The sequence below is a fragment of the Rhodococcus sp. ABRD24 genome, assembly GCF_004328705.1.
Classification (GTDB): Bacteria; Actinomycetota; Actinomycetes; order Mycobacteriales; family Mycobacteriaceae; genus Prescottella.
This window is the reverse complement of sequence record NZ_CP035319.1, coordinates 4,752,038-4,772,365: the sequence shown is the minus strand read 5'-3', so window position 1 is coordinate 4,772,365 and position 20,328 is coordinate 4,752,038. Positions and strand designations below refer to the sequence as shown.

The window sequence follows — 20,328 nt, the reverse complement described above, 5'->3', positions numbered from 1 at the left end:
GCTCACGATGCCCCGACCGAATCGGCGTACCACCGCGCGGTATCGCGCAGTCCGTCGACCAGGTCGATGGCGGGCTTCCACCCGATACCGGCGAGGCGGGAGGTGTCGAGCAACTTGCGCGGGGTTCCGTCCGGTTTGCTTACATCCCACGTGATTCGACCGGTGAATCCGACGGCATCGGCGACCAGGGAAGCGAGCTGAGCGATGCTCACGTCCGTCCCGCACCCGACATTGACCGGTTCGGGATCGTCGTAGTGGTCGAGCAGATGCAGGCAGGCCGCCGCGAGGTCGTCGACGTGGATGAATTCCCTGCGCGGTGTTCCGGTGCCCCAGACGACGACCTCCTCCGCACCCGATTCGACCGCCTCGTGGAAGCGCCGGATCAGCGCAGGCAGCACGTGCGAGCGTGTCGGGTGGAAGCTGTCCCCGGGGCCGTAGACGTTGGTCGGCATCGCCGAGATCCACCGCCTGCCGTACTGCCTGCGATAAGACCGCACCGCGATCACGCCCGCGATCTTGGCGATTGCATAGGCGTCGTTGGTCTCCTCCAGCGGGCCGGTCAGCAGCGCCGATTCGGGAATGGGTTGCGGACTGTACTTGGGATAGATACACGACGAACCGAGGAAAAGCAGTCGATCGACACCGACCGCGTGCGCAGCGGTGAACAGGTTGGTCTGGATGCGCAGGTTGTCGTTGAGGAATTCGACAGGTTCGCTGTTGTTGGCGTCGATCCCGCCCACCCGGGCGGCGGCATCCACGACCACCGCGGGCCGGATCGAGTCGAAGTACTCCGTGGTGGCCGCGGGATCGGTCAGGTCCACGTCGGCGGTGTGCGCCCCGACGACCGATGTGAATCCCTGCTCGTGCAGATGGCGGATGACGACCGAGCCGACGAGTCCCGTCGAGCCGGCCACCAGCACCGTCGCTGAACGGTCGAGGGGGACAGTCTTGGTCATGTCCATGTCAGTCCTTGGTAGGTAGGAACCGGGACGTTCGCACCACGGCAGTAGAGGGCGCCCAGCGCACGCAGCAGCGAGACGGACTCGGGCGTGCCGCGGTGGCCGGAGGCGGTCAGCAGGGGTTCGTCGACACCGTCCGCGTGCAAGGTGTCACGTAGTGGCTTGAGTAGTACCGGATGTGGGCCAATCTCCAAGAACGCCCGGATGCCGCGGCCGGCCAGCGTGCTTACCGCCTCGGTGAACCGCACCGGTTGCCGTAGGTTACGGGCCCAATAGTCGGCGTCGGCGAGGGGTGGCGAGCCGGGGTTGACGGTGGACAGCCAGGCGGTGTGTGTCAGCGCAGGAGCGAGGTCCGCGAGTTCGGCACGCAGTTCGGGTAGCACACTGTCGACCCGCGGACCGTGTGATGCCGCGGTGATGCGGATCATCCTGCAGCGCACGCCTTCCGACTGCAGGTTCTCGATCAGGGCTGCAGTGGCCTGCTCGTCACCCGTGATCACCGTCTCCTGCGGCGCCGAGTGGGCTGCGACAACCACGGTGCCTCCGACGGCCGCGGCGCACCGGTCCGCCGTAGTCTCGCGGTCCAATCCGACGGTGGCCATCGCGCCGCCATCGCCCACGGAGTTCAACAGCCGACTGCGGGTCGACACCACCCGCGCCGCCTCGGTCAGGCTGAGCGCGCCGGAAACATGTGCGGCCGCGACCTCGCCGAGGCTGTGTCCGATCACCGCAGCAGGCCGAAGACCCGACGCCCACAACCAGCGTGCGGTGGCAACCTGAATCGCGAAGATGAGGGGCTGCGTCGCGGCCGGAGTGTCCTGTGATGCTTCCATCTGCCCGGTCAGCGGCCCGAGAACACCGCCTGGCAACAGGTCATCCAGCTCGTTGAGCACGTCAGCGGCCTCGGGCGACCAGTCCAGCAGCGCGCGCCCCATGCCTGGCCACTGGCTACCGTGCCCGCCGAAACACCACGCGACACGTGCGGCGGCACTGTCGGCCTGTCCTGCGACCCAGCGTGGGCTGGCCAGGCCGTCGGCGAAGAAGGTGAGTCCTTCGACGAGCCCATCTCGGTCCCCGGCCGCAACAGCCAGCCGACATCGCCCGGGCGCCCGGTGGCCGGCCGCCGCGGGATCGTTGCCCTCGCCGAGAGATTTCGCATCCGCCCGCGCCGCATCGGCCAATCCCGCGTGATCGGCGGCTGAATAGAGCAACAACCATGGTGGCGCCGCCGATGTCGCGTGGGTAATGAGCATAGTCGCCTCCTTGCGTTCTGGTCGGAAATCGTGCTATTTCTATCATTGCATGATCAATTAAGAGACGGGTTGAATCGGAGCAGGGTTCGACATTCTCCGTTCGACGAAAACCGTCTGAAATTCGAAGAGATGGGATATCGGAGAAACATGCCAGAAGATTCCTTTCAGGGTACGGTCGTCGATTCCGTCCCAGCCTCGGCCGTATTCCTCGTGATCGGGATTCCGGGCTCCGGTAAAAGCTCGGTATCCGACGAATTGGCGCGCCGGTTCCCGCTCGGCGCGCATATCGAGGGCGACCACCTGCAGGACCTGATTGTTTCCGGCGGACATCTGCCCTCCCCGGAGGAGGACCGCGAGGCCGACCGGCAGCTTCTGCTGCGGGCCCGCAACGCGTCGGTGCTGGCCCGCAGCTTCCACGCCGCCGGTGTCGTGCCGGTCATCGACGACGTGGTGGTGCGGCGCGCACATCTGGAGTTCTATCAAGAGCACATGAAGGACCTCCCGCTCCGACTGATTGTGCTGGCACCGACTCCCGAGACTGCGGGGAACCGGATCGCCGCCCGCGACAAGAAACTGGCCGATGACTGGTCGTTCCTCGACGAGGCCCTGCGGTCCGAACTCGACGGTGAGGGGACCTGGATCGACAGCACCGAACTGACGTTGACTGAAACCGTGGACAAGATCCTCGGCAACTGCTGAGCTCTGGATCCATTGCGCGCCACCGCATCAGCCTCCCTGGATTGTGCGGATGGCGCGCAACCACGTCCGCATGTGATGGGCACTGCGGTGCAGGAACGCCCGTGTCTCCGGCGTGTACGCGCGACCAGTCGCCTGTTCGGCGAAGTCCTGCAAGCCGTAGCTGAGCGACTCGTACGCCTGGGTGTAGTCAGAGCCCTCGAGATGGAATCCGGTGAGCCAGTCCAGCAGTTCGTCCATGAACCTGATCGCGGGCAGTTCGATAGCCAGATCGTCGAGCAGGTCGTGCACGTTGCGTTCATGATCGACCAGCGGGCCGCCAAAACGGACCGCGTGGCCGAGATGTTTGGCGCAGGCCGCGACGAAGTAGCCGCTGAAGATGTCACCAAACCGCTCCACCGGTGCGCCACCGATTGGCTGCCCCATCCGCAGGAAGTAATACGCGGGCAGGGAGTCGTGATGAATGGCGGTGTTCTGGGAGTTGATCGGGCACCAGGTGTCTCGTGCCAGAACCGCGGTCTCGCGGCCGTAGCCGGTCACTCGCGGCCGGATCGCCAACCGGGTGACCGCATCCACATCCGGATCGTCCAGCCACAACCCGGCGTTGACCCGGACATCCGCGATCGACTCGGACGTGGTCACCTGCGTCTCCGTCTCCCTCGGCCCATAAGGGAATCCGCGCGGGAACACCCGACACGGTTCCACCGTCAATAGATCGCAGGCGTTGTACCACCCGGTGTCGGTCGACACGACCCGATGGGTCGTCGGACCCTGCAGCACAACTTTGTGCTCGTCCAGGAAGGGCCGGTCGACGGGAAGGTTGTCGTCATCCATCGACACCGCGAAGGAGCTGTAGTCAAGATAGGACAACAGGTATCCGATGTTGCGCCGGTTGTCGGAGTCGTACGGAATCAGCTCCGGTACCCCGAGTTTGGCCAGCAGTCGATCCTGTTCGTCTATATCCGGTGACACGATCGTGGCCCCGCGACCGCGGGCCCGCTCGACCGCATCGAGGAACGCGGACGGGGTCTTGCGGTCCGGGATGACGACGAGCCGGACGCCGGTCTCGGCCAGAGTGTCGGTGAACCGTTCCAGGAACTCCCCGGAACCTATGGTGGTGATGACGATATCTATCGTGTCAGTCATGTGCCTTCTCCAATTCGGGGATGTCTCGCCACGTGTGTAGCCGTGAGGTTGCGGTGATGAGCGGGGCGCTGAGCCACACGACCATCACGATTGCCAGCCCGATCCGAGGACCGAACAAACTGCCCAGCCCGCCGCCGACCAGACCACCGACGAACAACATGCCGCGGCTGATGAACCGGACGCAGGCGACGGTGCGCGGCAATAGTTGATCCGGGGTCAGCATCTGCACCAGGGTGGCCTGGCCCACCGTGAAGACCGCGTACCCGGCGTGGAACAGCACCGCCCCGGCGACGAACAGGAACAGGCCGGATCCCTTGTGGGTGAACGGAAGCAGCAAGCCGGCGGGAGCGAGGACCGCGGCCGGTATCCATACTGCCCGCGCGGTGCCGAGCCACCGGCTGACCCGGCCTGCGGTGAATGCGCCGATCAGCGCGCCGATCCCGACCGCCCCCAGCAACAGGCCCAGGGTGCCCGGGGCAACCCCGACATCCTTCGCCAGGAAAACCACGACCAGAGCCTCGTAAGCGGCGAAACAGCAGTTGCCGACCGCGGAGGCCGCGGTCGAGGCCAGAATGACCGGTCTCCCGAAGACGAACCGGATCGCCTCGCCCAGGTCGGCGAGGACACCGCGACCAGCGGTCTGCGGTGCCGACGCCTCGATGCGCGACCGCATGAGCAGGTTGCAGATCACCGATACGGTGAATCCCACCGTATTGACCAGCGGAGCGACCTGCGGGCCGACCACCTGCACGGTGATTCCGGCCAGTGCCGGCCCGAAGGCCAGCGACACCGCGCGCGCGACCTGCAGCCGGATGTTCCCATAAATCAGTTTTTCCCGGGGCAGCATCTTTGGCGGCATGGATAGATACACGATCTCGTAGAAGACCGTCGCGCAGCTCACCAGCACGTTCGACAGGTACAGATGCCACAGCGCCAGATGTCCGGTGGCCGCCAGCACCGGCACCATCGCGACGATGATCGCGCGACTCACGTCTGCGGTCGCCAGCACGACCCGCGGACGTAGCCGCCCGGCATACACGCCCGCAGGCAGGGTCAGCAGCAACCACGGCAGATATCCCGCCGCAGTGATGAGGCCCACCTCGCCGACACTCGCACCGAGTCTGTCGGCGGCGAGCAACGGGAAGGCGAGAACCGTCGCCATGCCACAGAGCTGGCTGAATCCGGAACCGATCCAAAGCAAGCGAAAGTCCCGTTCGAGCGTCTGCTCCGGAATCGCGGTTACTGGTGCCGCCATGTGCGAATTTCATCCCTTTGCGTCGGACCGATGCGGGCACTCCCCCTCCCACTCATCGCTGTGTCGAGACATCCGAATCGCCCTTGATGAACGCCTCGAGCGCATCCCGTGCTTCTGAGTCGCGGTACTGCACCGGCGGTGACTTCATCAAGTACGACGACGGGGCCTCGAGCGGGCCACCGATACCACGGTCAAGCGCCAGCTTGGCCGCGCGCACCGCGTCGATGATGACGCCTGCTGAGTTGGGCGAGTCCCACACCTCGAGCTTGTACTCGAGCGCGAGCGGGACGTCACCGAATGCCCGGCCCTCCAACCGGACGTAGGCCCACTTCCGATCGTCGAGCCACGCAACATGATCCGACGGTCCGATATGCACGTCCTGCTTGGCCAGCGTCCGCTCGACCTGGGAGGTCACCGACTGTGTCTTCGACACCCGCTTCGAGGTCAGTCGCTCGGGCTCGAGCATGTTTCGGAAGTCCATGTTGCCGCCGACATTGAGCTGCATGGTCCGTTCCAAGTGCACCCCGCGGTCCTCGAACAATCGGGCCAGCACCCGATGTGTAATCGTCGCACCCACTTGGGACTTGATGTCGTCTCCGATGATCGGCACGCCCGCCTCGGCGAACTTCGCCGCCCAGACCGGATCCGAGGCGATGAAGACCGGCAGCGCGTTGATGAAGGCGGCACCCGCGTCGATGGCACACTGCGCGTAGTACCGGTCGGCCACTTCACTCCCCACGGGCAAGTAGGAGATCACCACGTCGACCTTCGCGGCGCGCAACGCCGCGACCACATCGACGGGATTCTCGTCGGACTCGACGATGGTCTCCCGGTAGTAGCGGCCCAGTCCGTCGAGGGTCGGCCCGCGTTGGACGACGACACCTGTGGGAGGCACGTCGCAGATCGCGATCGTGTTGTTCTCCGACTCGGTAATCGCCGCGGCCAAATCTTGCCCAACCTTCTTTGCATCGACGTCGAAGGCCGCCACGAAGCGCAGATCGCGCACGTGATATCCGCCGAAGTCCACATGCATCAGGCCTGGGACGCGGGTCGCAGGATCGGCGTCGCGGTAGTAGTGCACGCCTTGGACGAGGGACGCGGCACAGTTGCCCACTCCCACGATGGCAACACAGATCTCGCTCATGATTTCCTTTCGCCGGGTTCTCGATTGAGACGGGCCCGGCATCGCACCGGCCCGTCCGGTCATGGAGCCATAGGTGTCGTTCCGGCCCGCGCGGACCGCTCGGCGGCCAACGCGCAACGCAGGGCGGCGTGCGAATCACGCCAACCGCCCGCAGCCGGATGGTGCGTTCCGCCGGCCACCTCGACCAGGAATGCGTCCACCTGGGCCCGGTAGGCGGTCGCGAATCGATCCCAATACCCGCGGTGGTGCGGGGTGATCTGAGCACCGAGTTCCTGCGCCTGATCGGCGCCCGCGAGCAGATTCCCCTGCTCGCCCAGGATCTCGGCACGCACGTCGTAGCCCAGCGGCTGCCAGCGGCCCGCAGTGAGCACAGCCAGCGTCCCGTCGTCGAGGCGGAGCATGGCGATGGCGGTGTCGAAGTCGTCGATCTCGGCCAGTTCCGGTCGCGACAGCGCGCCGCCGTCCGCACTCACCTGCTCGACCGAACGACCAGTGAGCCACCGGGCCAGGTCGAAGTCGTGCAGCATCAGGTCAGTGAAGATCGTGCCGCTCTCGTGCAACCGCGCGGTCGGCGGCGGGACCATGTCGTGGGAGACCAAGCGCAACAAATGCACTCGCCCCAGCTGCCCTGCTGCCGTCCGCGCGCGCAGGTCGGCGAAGCCGGGATCGAAATGCCGCTGGAACCCGACCCACACCGGGACTTCACGCTCCTCGGCGAGGGTACCGAGCCGCTCGGTCTCGTCGAGATCGGTGGCGAGTGGCTTCTCGCACAGTACCGGTATATCTGCCTCCACCAGCGCCTCCACCAGAGCGGGGTGACTCGAGGTCGCCGAGGTTACCAAGGCCGCATCGCAGCCGCGGTCAATCAGCTCCTCGACCGTTCCCGCTACGGTGGCTTTGGTGGCCGAGCGAGCCAATTTCTCCGCTCGTTCGAGATCGATGTCGACGCAGACCAGGTGGTATGGGCCGAGGGCGTCGAGGTGGTCGGCGTACATGGCGCCGATCTGGCCGCAGCCGACGATTCCGATGACAAGCCCGCTCACCGCGTTACCCCCGCCGAGATCGCCGAATACGTCAGTGCCACGATGTCATTTCTCGACCCGAGTTCGCGCAAGCGGACGCCCCACTGCCGAGCGGCCGCGGTGAATGCCTGGTCGCCGAGCACCTCCGCGATGCCCTGTCGAATGTCGAAGGCTCCGACCTGCGACTGGTCGGCCGGGCCGGAATACCGGTCAGTGAAGGCCAAACGACCGTGCGAGGTGGTCGTGCTGGTGCGCAGCAGCACACCCGCGCCGCTGTCGGCGACCAAACGCCGGCCGTTCATCTCCTGCTCCGACATGAACGGCATGATCACCGAGGGCTTGCCGTGCAGGAGCGTGGCCAGCACCGTCGCGGATCCGCCGTGGCTGAGTACGACATCCGCCCAAGCCAATGGCGTGTCCAGGCCGGTGAATCCGGCGAGGTGGACGTTGTCCGGGATGGTCAGGTCGGTCAGGTCGGCGAAACCACCTGACACATAGACCGTCCACGGCTGCCCGGCGCAAGCATCGAAGATATTGCCCAACGCCCGCTTTCCCGCAGTGCCGCCGCTACCAATGGTGACGTAGACCCTCGACAGGTCGGTATCCGGTGGCGGATCGCCAACCGGCCGAGGCGGATTCCAGTACATGGGGCCGACGTAGTGCAGCTCACCGCGGTGCGGCGGCCCGCCGAGTGGTTCCAAGTCGGGATGGCTGGAGATCAGTGTGACGTCGCCCCACAGTAGATGTTCGGCACGCTCGACCGGACCCAGGCCCAACTCGCTCGACATCATGTCCCACACCGGCAGGCTCGACGGATGCGGGAGCAGGTCCCGCGGAGCCACCGTCGACCACGGCATCCAGCCATTGGCGCACGGAGTGACGAAATCGGCGTCGGCCAGCGAGATCACGGGCAAACCCGCTGCCCGCGCGGCCAGCGCCGCGGTGGGCGACATGTCGATGACCACCGCGGTCGGCTGAGACCGCTCGATCAGCTCCGCGTCGGCGGCGATCCGCGCCCGGACCCGATCCTCGCGATGAAAGCTCGCCGCCACCGCGAAGACCCGTTCCACATCGGCGAAGGGCAAGTAAGGGGGAACCGAGTGCCGGTTGCTCGGCCGGGGTGCCTCGGCTGCGGATTCGAGTACCGGGAATCCGGCCTCGCGCACCATTGCACTCAGCCCGGAGTCGGCGAAGATCACCTCGTCACCGGCCTCGGCCAGCGCTGCAGCCAGCACCAGACATCGGCCTGTATAGGCTGCCCCACCACCGAAGCCCCAGGGGAAGAACAAAACTCGCTCGCTCACGGATCTCCCATCATCGGTCGTCATCCACGATCAGCTCGTCATCCCGCCATCGACCGCGATCACTTGGCCGGATACGTAGGAGGCCGCCGGCGAGCACAGGAACGCCACCACCTCGGCGACCTCCTCGACCCGGCCCGGCCGGCCGAGCGGGGTCCGTTCGACCACCGAGTTCCGCACCTGCTCGGAGAGCCCGGCGTGTGCGGGTGTGCCCTCCATCAGTCCAGGGGCAACGCAGTTACAGGTGATCCCGAACCGGCCGTATTCGCGGGCAGCCGTCCACGTCAATCCATGCAAACCCGATTTGCTGGCCGCGTACACCGCCTGCCCCGGCTGTCCGCGCAACCCGGCGACTGAGGACACCAGCACTAACCTCCCGCTCGACCGTCGGGTCATTACCCGCAGCGCCGCCCGCACGCTGCGGAACGTGCCCGCGAGATTGGTGTCGATCTGCTCGTCCCATTCCGCGTCGGAGGCGGCGACGAGCGGCCGGTCACGATGCACGCCGTGGTTGACCACGAGCGCGTCGAGCCCGCCGAGTTCGGCAACGACCTGATCGACCAGCCGCGCAGGCGCGGTACGCTCGGCGAGATCAGCAAGCACGACAGTGGACTTCGCGCCCACCGCGCGCACCCGGTCGGCCGCCGCTTCCGCGGCGCCGGCGTCATGGTGGGCGTGCACGGCCACCGCCGCGTATCCGGATCGGGCCAGCGCATGCGCTATCGCACCACCCAACGGTCCGGAGCCGCCGGTCACGAGAGCCACGGTCGGGGTCACGTCGCCGCATCCTCGGAGACCGGGAAGCAACTTCGCTCGATGTGGGCGAAGCGCTCCCGCAATCGGGGCAGCGCCTCGGGGTCTTGCGGCCCCTGCGCGCCACCCGCAGCGACCAGGGCCACTCCCAATCGATCCAGAGCGGTCCGCAGCGGGCGGGCGAGTTCGAGCACCCTCGGATACACCGCTTGCGGTTCGGAGTTCTCGTGCGCCGCGATCAGGGCGGTCCCCAAACGCTTGGCACACACCCGGGACGCCAAGGCAGCGGCCCGCACCTCGGCCACCTCCGGCGGCAGCGCGTCGTCCTCAGTCACGGCGAGCGAATGCCCGTAGATGAACAGCAGCGGCTGGATGTCGCCGAGGACCAGAACGTGTAGTGCTCGGGCGGTCACCAAACCCAAACCCGCATCAGTCAATTCATCGATGAGCGCACCGAGTGCGGCGGCTCCCGTGATCAGCAGGGGTGTATCGCCGGCCACCCGCGCGGCGAAGTAGTCCTCGCCCCTACGGTTGTCCGGTTTCGCAGTCAGCTCAACTGTGCCGACCCATGTGAACAGCTGATGCTCTGCCTCGGTGATTTCCCAGAGCCGCCGGAATCCGTTCTCGGGATCGGCATCGGTGTCCAGGACCGTCATCTCGCTACGCTCCGGAGAGAACTCCACCGCCAGCACCGCGTGATCGTGGAAGTGATACCGGCCCTCGTAAACGTCGCCGGGAAGATGGAATCGGTCCGGTAGCACCATCACCGGCTCGCCCGCGCCGAGCCGATCCAGCACGAAGGGGACATTTCGGTTGCCTTCACCGAAGGCGGTGCGGTAGTGCACCCGGCATCCGTCGAAGTCCTTCGCGAGGTCGCGGCCGACGGGATCCAACGCTCCGTTGAGAGCACGGGCCACCTCGAGCGCTTCCAGCCCCCGGAACCGCAATACCGACTCGACGCAACGCAATATGCAGTTCAGCCCGTCCAGTGCGCGGTCACGCCACCCGAGGGCGCCCTGCTGATCGAATGTGGGCAGACGGGGGTGGACCGTCGCGGTCATTGCAGCTCCCGACCCGCCGCACGCGCCCGGGCGACCAGCGTATCGGCCAGCGCACCCAGGGTTTCGAAGACGGTCCAGTCCGTCTCCTCCTCGCTGTAAGGCACGCCCCAGCGCTCTTCGAAACGCGAGAAGACGACGATCAGATCGAGCGAGTCCATGCCGATCTCATGCAGGGTGGTCGTCGCGTCGAGCGACTTAGGAAGGTGCGGGCGCTCGGACAGTACCGTGGTGATGAGCTCCATGACGATGTCTCGCTCACTGTCGGTCCGGGCGGTGTTGATGTTCTCGGTCATGTGTTGCTCCTTCTCAGCTCTCGTCCTCGATCAGCAGGCTTCGGCGCAGCTTCCCGCTGCCAGTCCTGGGCAGTGCGTCGACTCGGCGAATCACCGCGGGCACCTTGAACGACGTCAGCAGGTCGCCCGCCCGGCGACGCAACGCCGCGCCGTCGAAGTTGTCAACCCCTGCCTCGACGAACGCCCAAACCTGGCTTTTCCCATCCGGTCCAGGACGGCCCACGACGGCGCAATCCTGAACGCCAGGCAGCGAGCGAATGACCTCTTCGACCTCGACCGGGGAGACCTTGTTGCCACCGATGTTGATGACCATGTCGCTGCGCCCGGTCAGTCGCAGCCCGCCGCGCTCGAGTACGCCGAGGTCACCGGTGGTGACCCAACCTTCGGCGTCGGCCAGTGGAACTGCCTGGCCGGCCTCGAACCGCACCGGGAAGAGTCCGGGGAAGCGAGCCACGACCGGGCCGGGACCACCGTCACCGGCGCGCAGCTGCACCTCGGGAAGAGGTTGTCCCACAACACCCGTCAGGGATCCCCCCTCCGGATCCAGCGTGAGTTGGCCCAACTCCGAGTTGCCGTAGTGGTCGAAGACTGGAACGCCCTCGGCGCGCCACCATGCGGCAGCCGGGGCGGGCAGTGTGTCGCCCGCGCTGACACACTTGCGCCACGCCGCCGCCCGGGCGATACCACCACGCCCCCACCAGTCGAGGACGATCGGGACGGTCTGCAGAATTGACGGCCGATGCTGCTGGATCAGCACCCGCGCCTGAGCTGGACTCAGGGGCCCCTCGGGTATGAGCTGGCACGCTCCGGCAGAGAACACCGCGAGAGTGCCGGCCTCGATGGCGTAGCTGTGGCCGAGAGGGCTCGTGGTGAGCACGATGTCGCCGGCCTCGATACCGAAAGTCTGCGCAAATATCTCCGAGTTCTGTAGCGTGCCATACCATTCCCGAGCGATTACCTTCGGCCGTCCGGTGGTGCCCGAACTGGTCATCGCGAAGGTCGGATCGTCGCAAGACCGCGTCGCGGGTTTCAGCCGCTCGACCCCATCCGGCCCGATCAACATGGCGGCGTCGAAATCAGCCAACGCCGCGGTGCGTTCGCCCGCAGCCATCCGTTCCTGCAGAACAAGGATGGCCGCGTGCACAGCGTTGGCGGCGGCGAACTCAACTATGGACTCGACCCGGGAGGTCATCACGATGCCGATCGGAGTACCCGGTTTCACACCGTCCGCCCGGAACCCGCGCGCGCGTTCTTCCACGGCCCGCGCCAGCTCAGCGTAAGTGGTTGTCCCGCGCGAGTCGATGACGGCCGGCCGATCTCCGCGGCCCTCACGGACGTGGCGAGTAAGGACGTCGAGCAGCGTGTTGTTCGTCTTCATGCCGCGGCCCTCACCGTGCATCGATAGATGTGTCTTCTACCCATCGCGACCGCGGTCACCGGATCCACCAACGGAGTCCGAAGAGTCAGTGCCGCCGCTATATCCGCGATGGGGGCGGTTGCCCGGACATCGGAGGCCGGCCCACTCGCCGCCGGTCCCACCTCCACGGAACCGATCTCGGCCAGCACCTCGGCACCACGAACGCGAGCCGAATCTGCGGTCTCGAGTAACAAGAATGCCGCCCAACCATTCGTGAGGTCGCTACCCAGCGCTGCCGCGGCGGCTGGGCTCAGTAACTCGTACCCGCCACACAACAATGCCTGACACCCGCCCATCTGCATCCTGCGTAGCGAGACCCCCAGTGCCTGCATGCCTGCGCCCACGCCGAGAACCGTTGTGCTGAAACCCCTGAGCTGATGGCGCAGACACAGCATCGACGTGACGCCGTGGGCGTTGAAGTAAACAAAGGACTCCGGCGCCAGTGAAGACCGCGCCCCCGCGTCGAGCCGCGCCCGAATAGTCTCCGCGACGTGACCTGATCCGTAGACCGAACCCAAGACGCAACCGGTGCGATCCGGATCCGGCCCGTTCTCCAGTGCCGTGCCCGCGATCTCGGCGATTCGCTCCGGAAGCTCACCGGTCAGGGTGTTCACTTCCCGCCTGCCATCCGCCCCGGCAGCATGCGCTCGCCACAGGCTACTAGTGTCCACCGGACCCGAGGTCGCGGCGGTGATCACGACCGAGTCGTTCACAATGGCCTCCGAATGACGAGTGCCGTGTTCATGCCACCGAGCCCGCACGAGATGGTGACGGCAGTGCGGAGTCCCCGAACCGGCCGCGGCGTTGTCCCGACGACGAGGTCGAGGTCCGAGTACGACGGGTCCACAGGCTCGGCGCCCCAAGTGGGTGTGATTGTCTGATGGGCGAGCGACAGCACACAGGCGAGCGCCTCCACCGAACCCGCCCCACCCTGCAGGTGCCAGAGCACGCCTTTGACGCTGTTGATCGGAATCGAACCCAGCCGCGAGCCGAATACCGCACGTAGCGCAGCGATTTCGGCATCATCACCGCGACGAGTACCGGGACCGTGGGTATTGACGAAATCGATGTCCTCGGGCACCAACCCCGCATCGGCCAGCGCAAGTCGCACCGACAGTTCGATCCCATCCGAACCGGGGGCGGCCAGATGCCCGGTCGCGTTGGTCAGCCCGCACCCCGCCAGCACAGCCTTCGGAGACTCGGACCCGCCACGGGAAACGTCGAGCGGTTCCAGCCGTAGCACGGCAGCACCCTCGGACAGCCCGATACCCCGGCGCTGGGAACTGAACGGCTTGCACCCTTCAGGGCCGAGCGTGCGTAGCGAGTTCAGCCCGAGGAACGCCATATCAGTCACCGCATCCGCACCGCCCGCGACGACGGCGGATGCGGCACCGGACGCGATCAGATCGCGCGCAACACCGATGGCCGTCGCGCCGGCGGCGGATGCGCTGGCGACGGTGATCGCCTCACCACCCAGACCGACCCGCTCCGCACACGCAGCAGCCAGATCACCCGCCAGGTGTCCCGCCCGTGGCGGCACAACACCGGGGTCGGTCGTACCCAGCACGAGCGCGGTCCGCTCCAGCAAGGAGCCGTCCATGCCCGCAATCGATTCTCGCACCGCAGTTTCGGCAAGGTCGAGAACCCGCCAGCCATTCACCTCGACCGCGTGTCCGGGTACCCGGCCCGCGCAACGCACCGTCGCACCCGCCACGTCGAACTCGGTGATATGCGGCCGATGCGACTCGCCACGAGACAGCGCCTCCCACAGCGCCGGCACCCCGATCCCGCCCGGGCTGCACGCACCCAGGCCGGTGATCGCAACCGCGTTCGGCGCGGTGTCCTGCGCCGCCCGTACCGGGTCGGCCTGCGTTGTCACACTCATGATCGCTCCCCCTGACTCAGCACGGCCGCGAGCGAACCGATGCTCGCCGCCTCCAGCACCGCATCGTCGCCAAGCGCGACACCCAGTTCCTGCTCCAGCTCACTGACCACTCCTATGAGCAGCACCGAATCCACTCCGGCCTCGGCCAGTGGCTCTGTGTCGCTCAGCCAGGACAGCGCCTCGTCCTCGCCCAGCCGTCGAGCCAGGCGGGCCCGTACCAGCGCGAGGATTTCCAGGTCGGTGCCGGTACTCATGCCACACCAGCCGCGAGTCGCATTGCCTCGTCGCCGACCGCAAGCACGTACTCGATATCGGCGTCGGTAGTAGCCGCGCACACGAACCAATGGTGCGTCGGATGCAGCAGCACACCGCGTCGCGTAGTCTCCGCGAAGAACGTGTCCTGTAGCAGGCGCGAGCGGTCTGCGTCGGGATGGGTGAAGGCCAAGAACGGCATCTGCGGTACTCCACGCACTTCGGCGGGGACCCCGTGCTTGCGCACCAGAGCCGCCAGCCCGTCCTGCAAGCGCGCGCCCATCACCTTCACCCGGGCCAGTGCCGTCCCGTCGGCGAGCTGATCGATCGTGGCCACCGCCGCGGCCATCGATACGGTGTTGGAGTAGAACGTGGACGAGATGTGGGTTCTCCCCACCATCGCCATCACATCGGCGCGACCGGTCAGGGCAGACACCGCCCACCCGTTGGCCATCGCCTTGCTGAAGGTCGCCAAGTCGGCTTGCACGCCGAACAATTCCTGTGCCCCACCCAGCGCGACGCGGAATCCCGAGCGCATCTCGTCGAACACCACCAGTGCACCGTGCTCGTGTGCCAGATCGATCGCACCCTGTAGGAAGCCCGGTGCTGGGCAATCGAGTTCGAACGGCATCAGCAGCAGGCAGGCGATCTCGCCGGGGTGACTGCGGAACACCTGGCGCAGACTGTCCAGGTCGTTGTACTGGAATGTTGCCACCTGACTGCGCACCATCTCCGGAATGCCACCCGGGCGCTGTGCCGCCCAGTCATGCCAGCCGTTGTAACCCCAGCGCACCACTCGATCGCGACCTGTGTACGCGCGCGCCAGACGCACTGCGGCGCTGGTGGCATCCGACCCGGTCTTGAGAATGAAGACCCGCTCGGCGCCGGGGATAGTCTGCACCAGCCGCTCAGCCAGCTCGACGTGAATCTGCTTGCGCAGCGAGATCGAGAACCCCTCCTCGATCTCCCGCTGCGCAGCCTTCGTGACGACCGGATCGACGTGCCCGAGGATGATCGTGCCGTAGGCGAGGATGAAGTCGAGATACTCGTTCCCGTCGACATCCCACACCCGGGCGCCGCGCGCACGTTCCCCGTACACCGGGTAGGCGCCGTCGACGAGCCGGTCCCTCTCGATCACGTAGTCCTCTTCGGACAGGGTGGCATCGACCAACCTGCCCCGCGTCAGCAACTCCTTCGACCCGTCGAGGCTGAGCTTCCCGACAACATTGGTCATGGTGCAGTCCTCTCCCGCAGTAGTGTTGTCTCGTCCGACGCGTTCACAGCACCACCGGGCCGGATTTGGGGCCGCGCACCAGCTGGCCCGGCAGCGCACCGCTCGGCCGCCCGTCGCGGTAGGTGATCTCGCCCGCGACCACGGTTGCGGTGTAGCCGTCCGCCTTCTGGATGAGCCGACCGCCACCTGCGGGAAGGTCGAACACGAACTCCGGCGCGTGCAGGCTCAACCTCTCCAGATCGATCACGTTGATGTCGGCCCGGTATCCCGGCCGCAGCAGCCCGCGGTCACGCAAGCCGTAGAGGCGCGCGGTATCCCAGGTCTGTTTACGGACGACGAACTCCAACGGCAGTCGCTCTCCGCGATCCCGGTCGCGTACCCAGTGCGTGAGCATCGACGTGGGCGTACTCGAATCGCAGATCAACCGGCAGTGCGCCCCCGCGTCGCTGAGTCCCAGAACCGCCTGCGGGTGCAGCAGCATCTCGCGAATCGGGTCGAGGGTGAATTCCGAATACCCCAGCAGCGGACGGAAGATCATGCCGCTTGTGTCCTCGGAAGCGAGGAAGTCGTAGATGAGCGCCTCTGGATTCGCGCCGGTGCGCCGTGCCAGAGCATCGAATGACTGATCCGCTGCAGGCTCGTAGTTCGGCGAGGTGGTGGTCATCGGGAAGTGTCGCTCGTAGCCCTGCGGGAACAGGGCCGATCGTGGGTCGGAACCGACGGGCCGCTCGCGCAGAATCCGTTCACGCAGAGCCGAATCGCGCATCGCGGCACGCCGCCGCGCGGCGGGCAGATGCGCGATCTTCCTGTACGACGGGCGCTTGTGGAATGGATGGGTGGAGTCGAGGCTGACGATGACGCTGAACGGTCGACCCGCTACCTGCGGATGCAGATCCGCCCCGCCCGCCACCGCGTCCTCCGCGATCTGCAACAGCTCGCGCCAACCGTCGGGGTCGTTATCGTTCTGGAACAGGCCGAATGTGATCGGCCGGCCGACCGCCGCGGACAACTTGCGCATCCACTTGATCTCGCCCAACGGGTCGTCGACCTTCTCACCGCCCGCACCCAGCGGCACGAGCTGGAACACTCCGGTGCCGACCTCGCCGAGCACACCGCCCAACGCGAACAGTTCTTCCTCGGCGGCAAAGGTGCCCGGCACCGGATCGCCGGTGATCGCCAGGTGAGTCAGGGTCCGCGAGGTGGAGAAACCTATCGCACCCGCGTGCAGGCCTTCCCGAACCAGCCTGCACATCTGCTCCAGGTCATCCTCAGTTGGCGGTTCGTTCGCCGCGCCGCGCTCGCCCATCACATACGCACGCAGCGCACCATGCGGCACCTGTGCGGCTACGTCCATGGACCGGGGCACCTTCGCCACCGCGTCGAGGTACTCGGGAAAGGTCTCCCACTCCCAGGTAATTCCTTCCGACAGTGACGCCCCGGGGATGTCCTCGACACCCTCCATCAGGCCGATCAGCCAGTCGTGCCGGTCGGGCTGGGCGGGCGCGAAGCCGACGCCACAATTGCCCATCACCACGCTGGTCACGCCGTGCCAGCAGCTGGGGGTCAGCTGCGGATCCCAGCTCACCTGTCCGTCGAAATGAGTGTGGATATCGACGAAGCCGGGAGTGACAAGCTGACCCTCAGCATCGATCTCGGTGCGGCCTCGGTCGCCACCCACGCGGCCGACCTTGGTGATGATGCCGTTGTCCACGGCGACATCTGCGACCCGGGTGGGTATACCCGAACCGTCACACACCGTTCCGTTTCGAATTACCAAGTCGTGCACGGTCATCCATCCTTCCGGCCCGCGGGCGTGAAGATCAGGTTCTGGTAGCCGTAGACGGCAAGGGGAACATGCGGAACTGGCTGGCCACGCCGCAGCTCCCAGGCCCGATATCCAGCCGCCAGCACCGTGTCGACCAGCTCTCGGCTACGGGGAGCGCCCGCGACGTCGAGGTCGCCGACCTCCAGGGAAAGGGTCGGTCGCTGAATCGCGAGCATCCCACGCATCCCTGAAAGCACATGCGCTTCGGCGCTTTCAGCGTCGATCTTGACGAAATCGGCGACGAGCCCGTGCTCGCGCACATAGTCGTCCAGGCACACCGCCTCGACTTTCAGCTCGTTGGAGGGTAGCCGCACACGCACGGCCTCCGGCAGCCGCGCCTGGAACGCGGAATTATAGGCGCTGTACCCCAATCCGTGATCGTGGAAAACCAGCTCGTCACGCTCGGACCACACAGCGGCGGGAACGACCGTGGTGTTCGGGCGGCGGGCCGCATTCTCGCGCAACACCGACAGGGTCGAAGGTGTCGGCTCGAACGAGACCACCGTCCCCTGCGGCCCGACCAGCGCACTGGCCAGCATCGTGTAGTAGCCGATGTGCGCACCAACGTCGAGAACCGTTGCACCCGAAGGCAAATGATCCAGAAGATATGCGGTGAGATCGTAGTCGACAAAGCCGTGTCGGTGTATGGAGATCGATACCTCCTCGGGCAACGCGATCGTCATCCGCTGGCCCCAGAAAGTTAGGGCCGTGGAGCTTCCGCCGATACCGCGATGGCGGCGCGCTCGCAGGTTGCCCGTCGTAGGGAAGGAGGTCCGCACGGGATGCCGCAACCGCTCCCGCACGCCGCCGCGGGCCCGACGATCCAGGGCCGTCCGCCATGTGGTGTGTGCGTCGGCTGTCATCGCGCCCACGCCGCCTCGGGAAGTTGGAGCTCGGCATCGACCATGATTCGGGCCAGTTCCTCGGTCGAGGTCCGAGCCTTCCAGCCGAAGGCAGTCCGCGCCTTGCCGGCATCGCCGATCAGTGCCTCGACTTCTGCAGGCCGCAGGTACGCCTCGTCGCGGTGAACGTATTCGCGCCAGTCGAGCCCGACGTGCGCGAAACACTGATCTGCGAATTCGCGTACCGTGGTCCCAATGCCCGTCGCCAACACATAGTCGTCGGGTTCGTCCAGTTGCATCATCTGCCACATCCCTTCGACGTACTCCGGTGCGTAACCCCAATCCCGAATCGCGTCGAGGTTGCCCAGATAGACTCGGGACTGCAGACCCGCCTTGATTCGCGCAGCGGCTTTGGCGATCTTGCGGGTTACGAATGTCTCGCCACGCCTGGGAGATTCATGATTGAAGAGAATCCCGTTGACCGCGTAGATCCCGTGCGCCTCGCGATAATTTCGGGTCATCCAATAGCTGTATAATTTCGCGGCGCCATAGGGGCTGCGAGGACAGAAGGTCGTCTCTTCGTTCTGCGGCGGCAGAGCAGATCCGAACATCTCTGACGACGAGGCCTGATAGAAGCGGGTGTTCACATTTGAAATCAGAATTGCTTCGAGCAGTCGGGTGGTACCGATTCCAGTGACATCGCCGGTATTCTCTGGCTCGTCGAAACTGACGCGCACATGCGATTGCGCCGCAAGATTGTAGACCTCATCCGGATTAATTCGCGCCAGCAGCGTCACGAGCCTGCTCGCATCGCTGACGTCACCGTAGTGCAGAATCAGACGCCGACCTGATTCATGTGGATCACGATAGATGTGATCGAGTCGTCGCGTATTGAACGACGAACTCCGCCGCACGACACCGTGCACCTCGTAACCTTTGGCTAGCAGCAGGTCAGCCAGATAAGAACCATCCTGCCCCGTAATACCGGTAATCAGTGCTCTTTTCATGCGGCACCGCCTCCTTATAGCAGGAAGAATTACAGTGGAATGAATTGAGGATTGAACCTCTCGTGGACATACACGCGGCCCGCGGGGCGGCAGTCTATGACGTAGGTCTTGCTTCCGCACTCCATTCCGTCCACAGGCCAGATATCCCGTGCGGCTGCGAGTGGCTTCCGTTGCATCACTAGGCCGATATTGCGGAGATGCGGGCCAAGCAATTCTCCATCGGCCGGAACGAGTGAGTCTCGATCCGGCCCGGCGATAATCACTCGGTTTACGCTGATGACATCGTGATCGGCCGTCAAAATTCGGGATTTCCGGTCTACCACCATCGCCGAAGGTGCGGCACCCAGCAGACCGCAGCCGATGTCCGGGAAATCGTCAGCGCGTACCAGGATCTGCTGTTCGACTTGCACCTTCAATCGGTCGACAACCAGCGCTTCGAGCAACACCGTTGTCGAACTGTCCGCATAGAGCAGCATTCGTGTCTGCGGCGGCGCCGAAGAAAACTCTAGCAGCGAACCGCACGAGGCATGACGGCCTTCGCCTTCGGGAGCGAACGAGTGCATGTGAACTCCATCGGTTGATTTACCGGGCCCGAAACAGAGATTCAATCGCCGGGCAAGCGAAGGGGAATACTGCTCGATCGCGGAAGCTTGACGGGGAATTCAAATACCAATATTGACCTCAACAGAAGATTCGATAAATCGCAGTACGAACTTCTCAAGGTTTCAGTCTGTGGCGACCAAGACCACCTACAGCATCGCCGCTACGGCAGCCTCCGGCAAGGGGTTGCCCGGTTGCCTTCTCAAAAGTCAACCGCTCAACCTTTGCTGTTCCGTAATGCCTCAGTGATGGGCTGCGGGACGGTACCGCGAGCGAGATCGAAGGTTGTCGCAGTGCCGTCGAGCACGGTCTGACAGCGGTGGGATGATCAGAGCAAGGACGCCGCGGACAACCACTTGGTTGCCCGTGACGGCTGGCGGATC

20 protein-coding genes are annotated in these 20,328 nt (G+C 65.6%); 1 reads left to right on the top strand and 19 read right to left on the bottom strand.

Annotated elements, in window-relative coordinates; translation table 11 throughout:
* Positions 1-2 precede the first annotated feature (2 nt).
* Entirely contained in the window at positions 3-962 is a 960-nt protein-coding gene (locus ERC79_RS21390; RefSeq protein ID WP_207390383.1) for a GDP-L-fucose synthase, read from the bottom strand.
* On the bottom strand, positions 953-2,212 hold the full coding sequence (locus tag ERC79_RS21385; protein WP_131580363.1) for an acyltransferase domain-containing protein: 1,260 nt from the start codon (positions 2,210-2,212) through the stop codon (positions 953-955). Before ERC79_RS21385 ends, ERC79_RS21390 begins: the two co-directional genes overlap by 10 nt.
* Between ERC79_RS21385 and ERC79_RS21380 the strand changes: the two genes are divergently transcribed.
* A complete protein-coding gene (locus ERC79_RS21380) occupies positions 2,198-2,911 on the top strand; it encodes an AAA family ATPase (protein ID WP_207390382.1) in 714 nt (237 codons plus the stop codon). The genes ERC79_RS21385 and ERC79_RS21380 overlap by 15 nt on opposite strands.
* Before the next feature lie 27 nt (positions 2,912-2,938).
* Here ERC79_RS21380 and ERC79_RS21375 read toward each other — a convergent pair whose 3' ends face one another.
* The 17 genes from ERC79_RS21375 to ERC79_RS21295 form a co-directional block, all read right to left on the bottom strand.
* The gene (locus tag ERC79_RS21375) at positions 2,939-4,054 is read right to left on the bottom strand and encodes a hypothetical protein (protein WP_131580362.1); all 1,116 of its coding nucleotides are present in this window, start codon (positions 4,052-4,054) and stop codon (positions 2,939-2,941) included.
* Positions 4,047-5,309: an MFS transporter gene (locus ERC79_RS21370; RefSeq protein ID WP_131580361.1), complete on the bottom strand. Its 1,263-nt coding sequence runs from the start codon at positions 5,307-5,309 to the stop codon at positions 4,047-4,049. The genes ERC79_RS21375 and ERC79_RS21370 overlap by 8 nt, the downstream gene beginning before the upstream one ends.
* A gap of 52 nt (positions 5,310-5,361) precedes the next feature.
* A complete protein-coding gene (locus ERC79_RS21365) occupies positions 5,362-6,453 on the bottom strand; it encodes an inositol-3-phosphate synthase (protein WP_131580360.1) in 1,092 nt (363 codons plus the stop codon).
* 59 nt (positions 6,454-6,512) lie between these two features.
* Positions 6,513-7,496, bottom strand: coding sequence for a Gfo/Idh/MocA family oxidoreductase (locus ERC79_RS21360; protein WP_131580359.1), 984 nt, complete (start codon positions 7,494-7,496; stop codon positions 6,513-6,515).
* A complete protein-coding gene (locus ERC79_RS21355) occupies positions 7,493-8,779 on the bottom strand; it encodes a nucleotide disphospho-sugar-binding domain-containing protein (protein WP_131580358.1) in 1,287 nt (428 codons plus the stop codon). The genes ERC79_RS21360 and ERC79_RS21355 overlap by 4 nt, the downstream gene beginning before the upstream one ends.
* 30 nt (positions 8,780-8,809) lie before the next feature.
* A complete protein-coding gene (locus ERC79_RS21350) occupies positions 8,810-9,553 on the bottom strand; it encodes an SDR family NAD(P)-dependent oxidoreductase (RefSeq protein ID WP_131580357.1) in 744 nt (247 codons plus the stop codon).
* Positions 9,550-10,590, bottom strand: a complete 1,041-nt coding sequence (locus ERC79_RS21345; protein ID WP_131580356.1) for a hypothetical protein — start codon at positions 10,588-10,590, stop codon at positions 9,550-9,552. The genes ERC79_RS21350 and ERC79_RS21345 overlap by 4 nt, the downstream gene beginning before the upstream one ends.
* Positions 10,587-10,883, bottom strand: a complete 297-nt coding sequence (locus ERC79_RS21340; RefSeq protein WP_131580355.1) for an acyl carrier protein — start codon at positions 10,881-10,883, stop codon at positions 10,587-10,589. Before ERC79_RS21340 ends, ERC79_RS21345 begins: the two co-directional genes overlap by 4 nt.
* Before the next feature lie 13 nt (positions 10,884-10,896).
* Positions 10,897-12,261, bottom strand: coding sequence for a class I adenylate-forming enzyme family protein (locus ERC79_RS21335; RefSeq protein ID WP_207390381.1), 1,365 nt, complete (start codon positions 12,259-12,261; stop codon positions 10,897-10,899).
* Positions 12,258-12,914: a hypothetical protein gene (locus ERC79_RS21330; protein ID WP_207390380.1), complete on the bottom strand. Its 657-nt coding sequence runs from the start codon at positions 12,912-12,914 to the stop codon at positions 12,258-12,260. Before ERC79_RS21330 ends, ERC79_RS21335 begins: the two co-directional genes overlap by 4 nt.
* Before the next feature lie 95 nt (positions 12,915-13,009).
* A complete protein-coding gene (locus ERC79_RS21325; RefSeq protein WP_131580353.1) occupies positions 13,010-14,185 on the bottom strand; it encodes a beta-ketoacyl synthase N-terminal-like domain-containing protein in 1,176 nt (391 codons plus the stop codon).
* Positions 14,182-14,439 (bottom strand): acyl carrier protein, encoded by a 258-nt coding sequence (locus ERC79_RS21320; protein WP_131580352.1) that lies wholly within the window; start codon positions 14,437-14,439, stop codon positions 14,182-14,184. The genes ERC79_RS21325 and ERC79_RS21320 overlap by 4 nt, the downstream gene beginning before the upstream one ends.
* Positions 14,436-15,671: an aminotransferase class III-fold pyridoxal phosphate-dependent enzyme gene (locus tag ERC79_RS21315; protein WP_131580351.1), complete on the bottom strand. Its 1,236-nt coding sequence runs from the start codon at positions 15,669-15,671 to the stop codon at positions 14,436-14,438. Before ERC79_RS21315 ends, ERC79_RS21320 begins: the two co-directional genes overlap by 4 nt.
* A gap of 43 nt (positions 15,672-15,714) precedes the next feature.
* Positions 15,715-17,457, bottom strand: a complete 1,743-nt coding sequence (locus ERC79_RS21310; protein WP_131581423.1) for an amidohydrolase family protein — start codon at positions 17,455-17,457, stop codon at positions 15,715-15,717.
* 2 nt (positions 17,458-17,459) lie between these two features.
* On the bottom strand, positions 17,460-18,359 hold the full coding sequence (locus tag ERC79_RS21305) for an FkbM family methyltransferase (protein ID WP_131580350.1): 900 nt from the start codon (positions 18,357-18,359) through the stop codon (positions 17,460-17,462).
* The gene (gmd, locus tag ERC79_RS21300) at positions 18,356-19,345 is read right to left on the bottom strand and encodes a GDP-mannose 4,6-dehydratase (protein ID WP_131580349.1); all 990 of its coding nucleotides are present in this window, start codon (positions 19,343-19,345) and stop codon (positions 18,356-18,358) included. Before gmd ends, ERC79_RS21305 begins: the two co-directional genes overlap by 4 nt.
* A gap of 29 nt (positions 19,346-19,374) precedes the next feature.
* The gene (locus tag ERC79_RS21295) at positions 19,375-19,908 is read right to left on the bottom strand and encodes a hypothetical protein (protein WP_131580348.1); all 534 of its coding nucleotides are present in this window, start codon (positions 19,906-19,908) and stop codon (positions 19,375-19,377) included.
* Between the last annotated feature and the right edge of the window lie 420 nt (positions 19,909-20,328).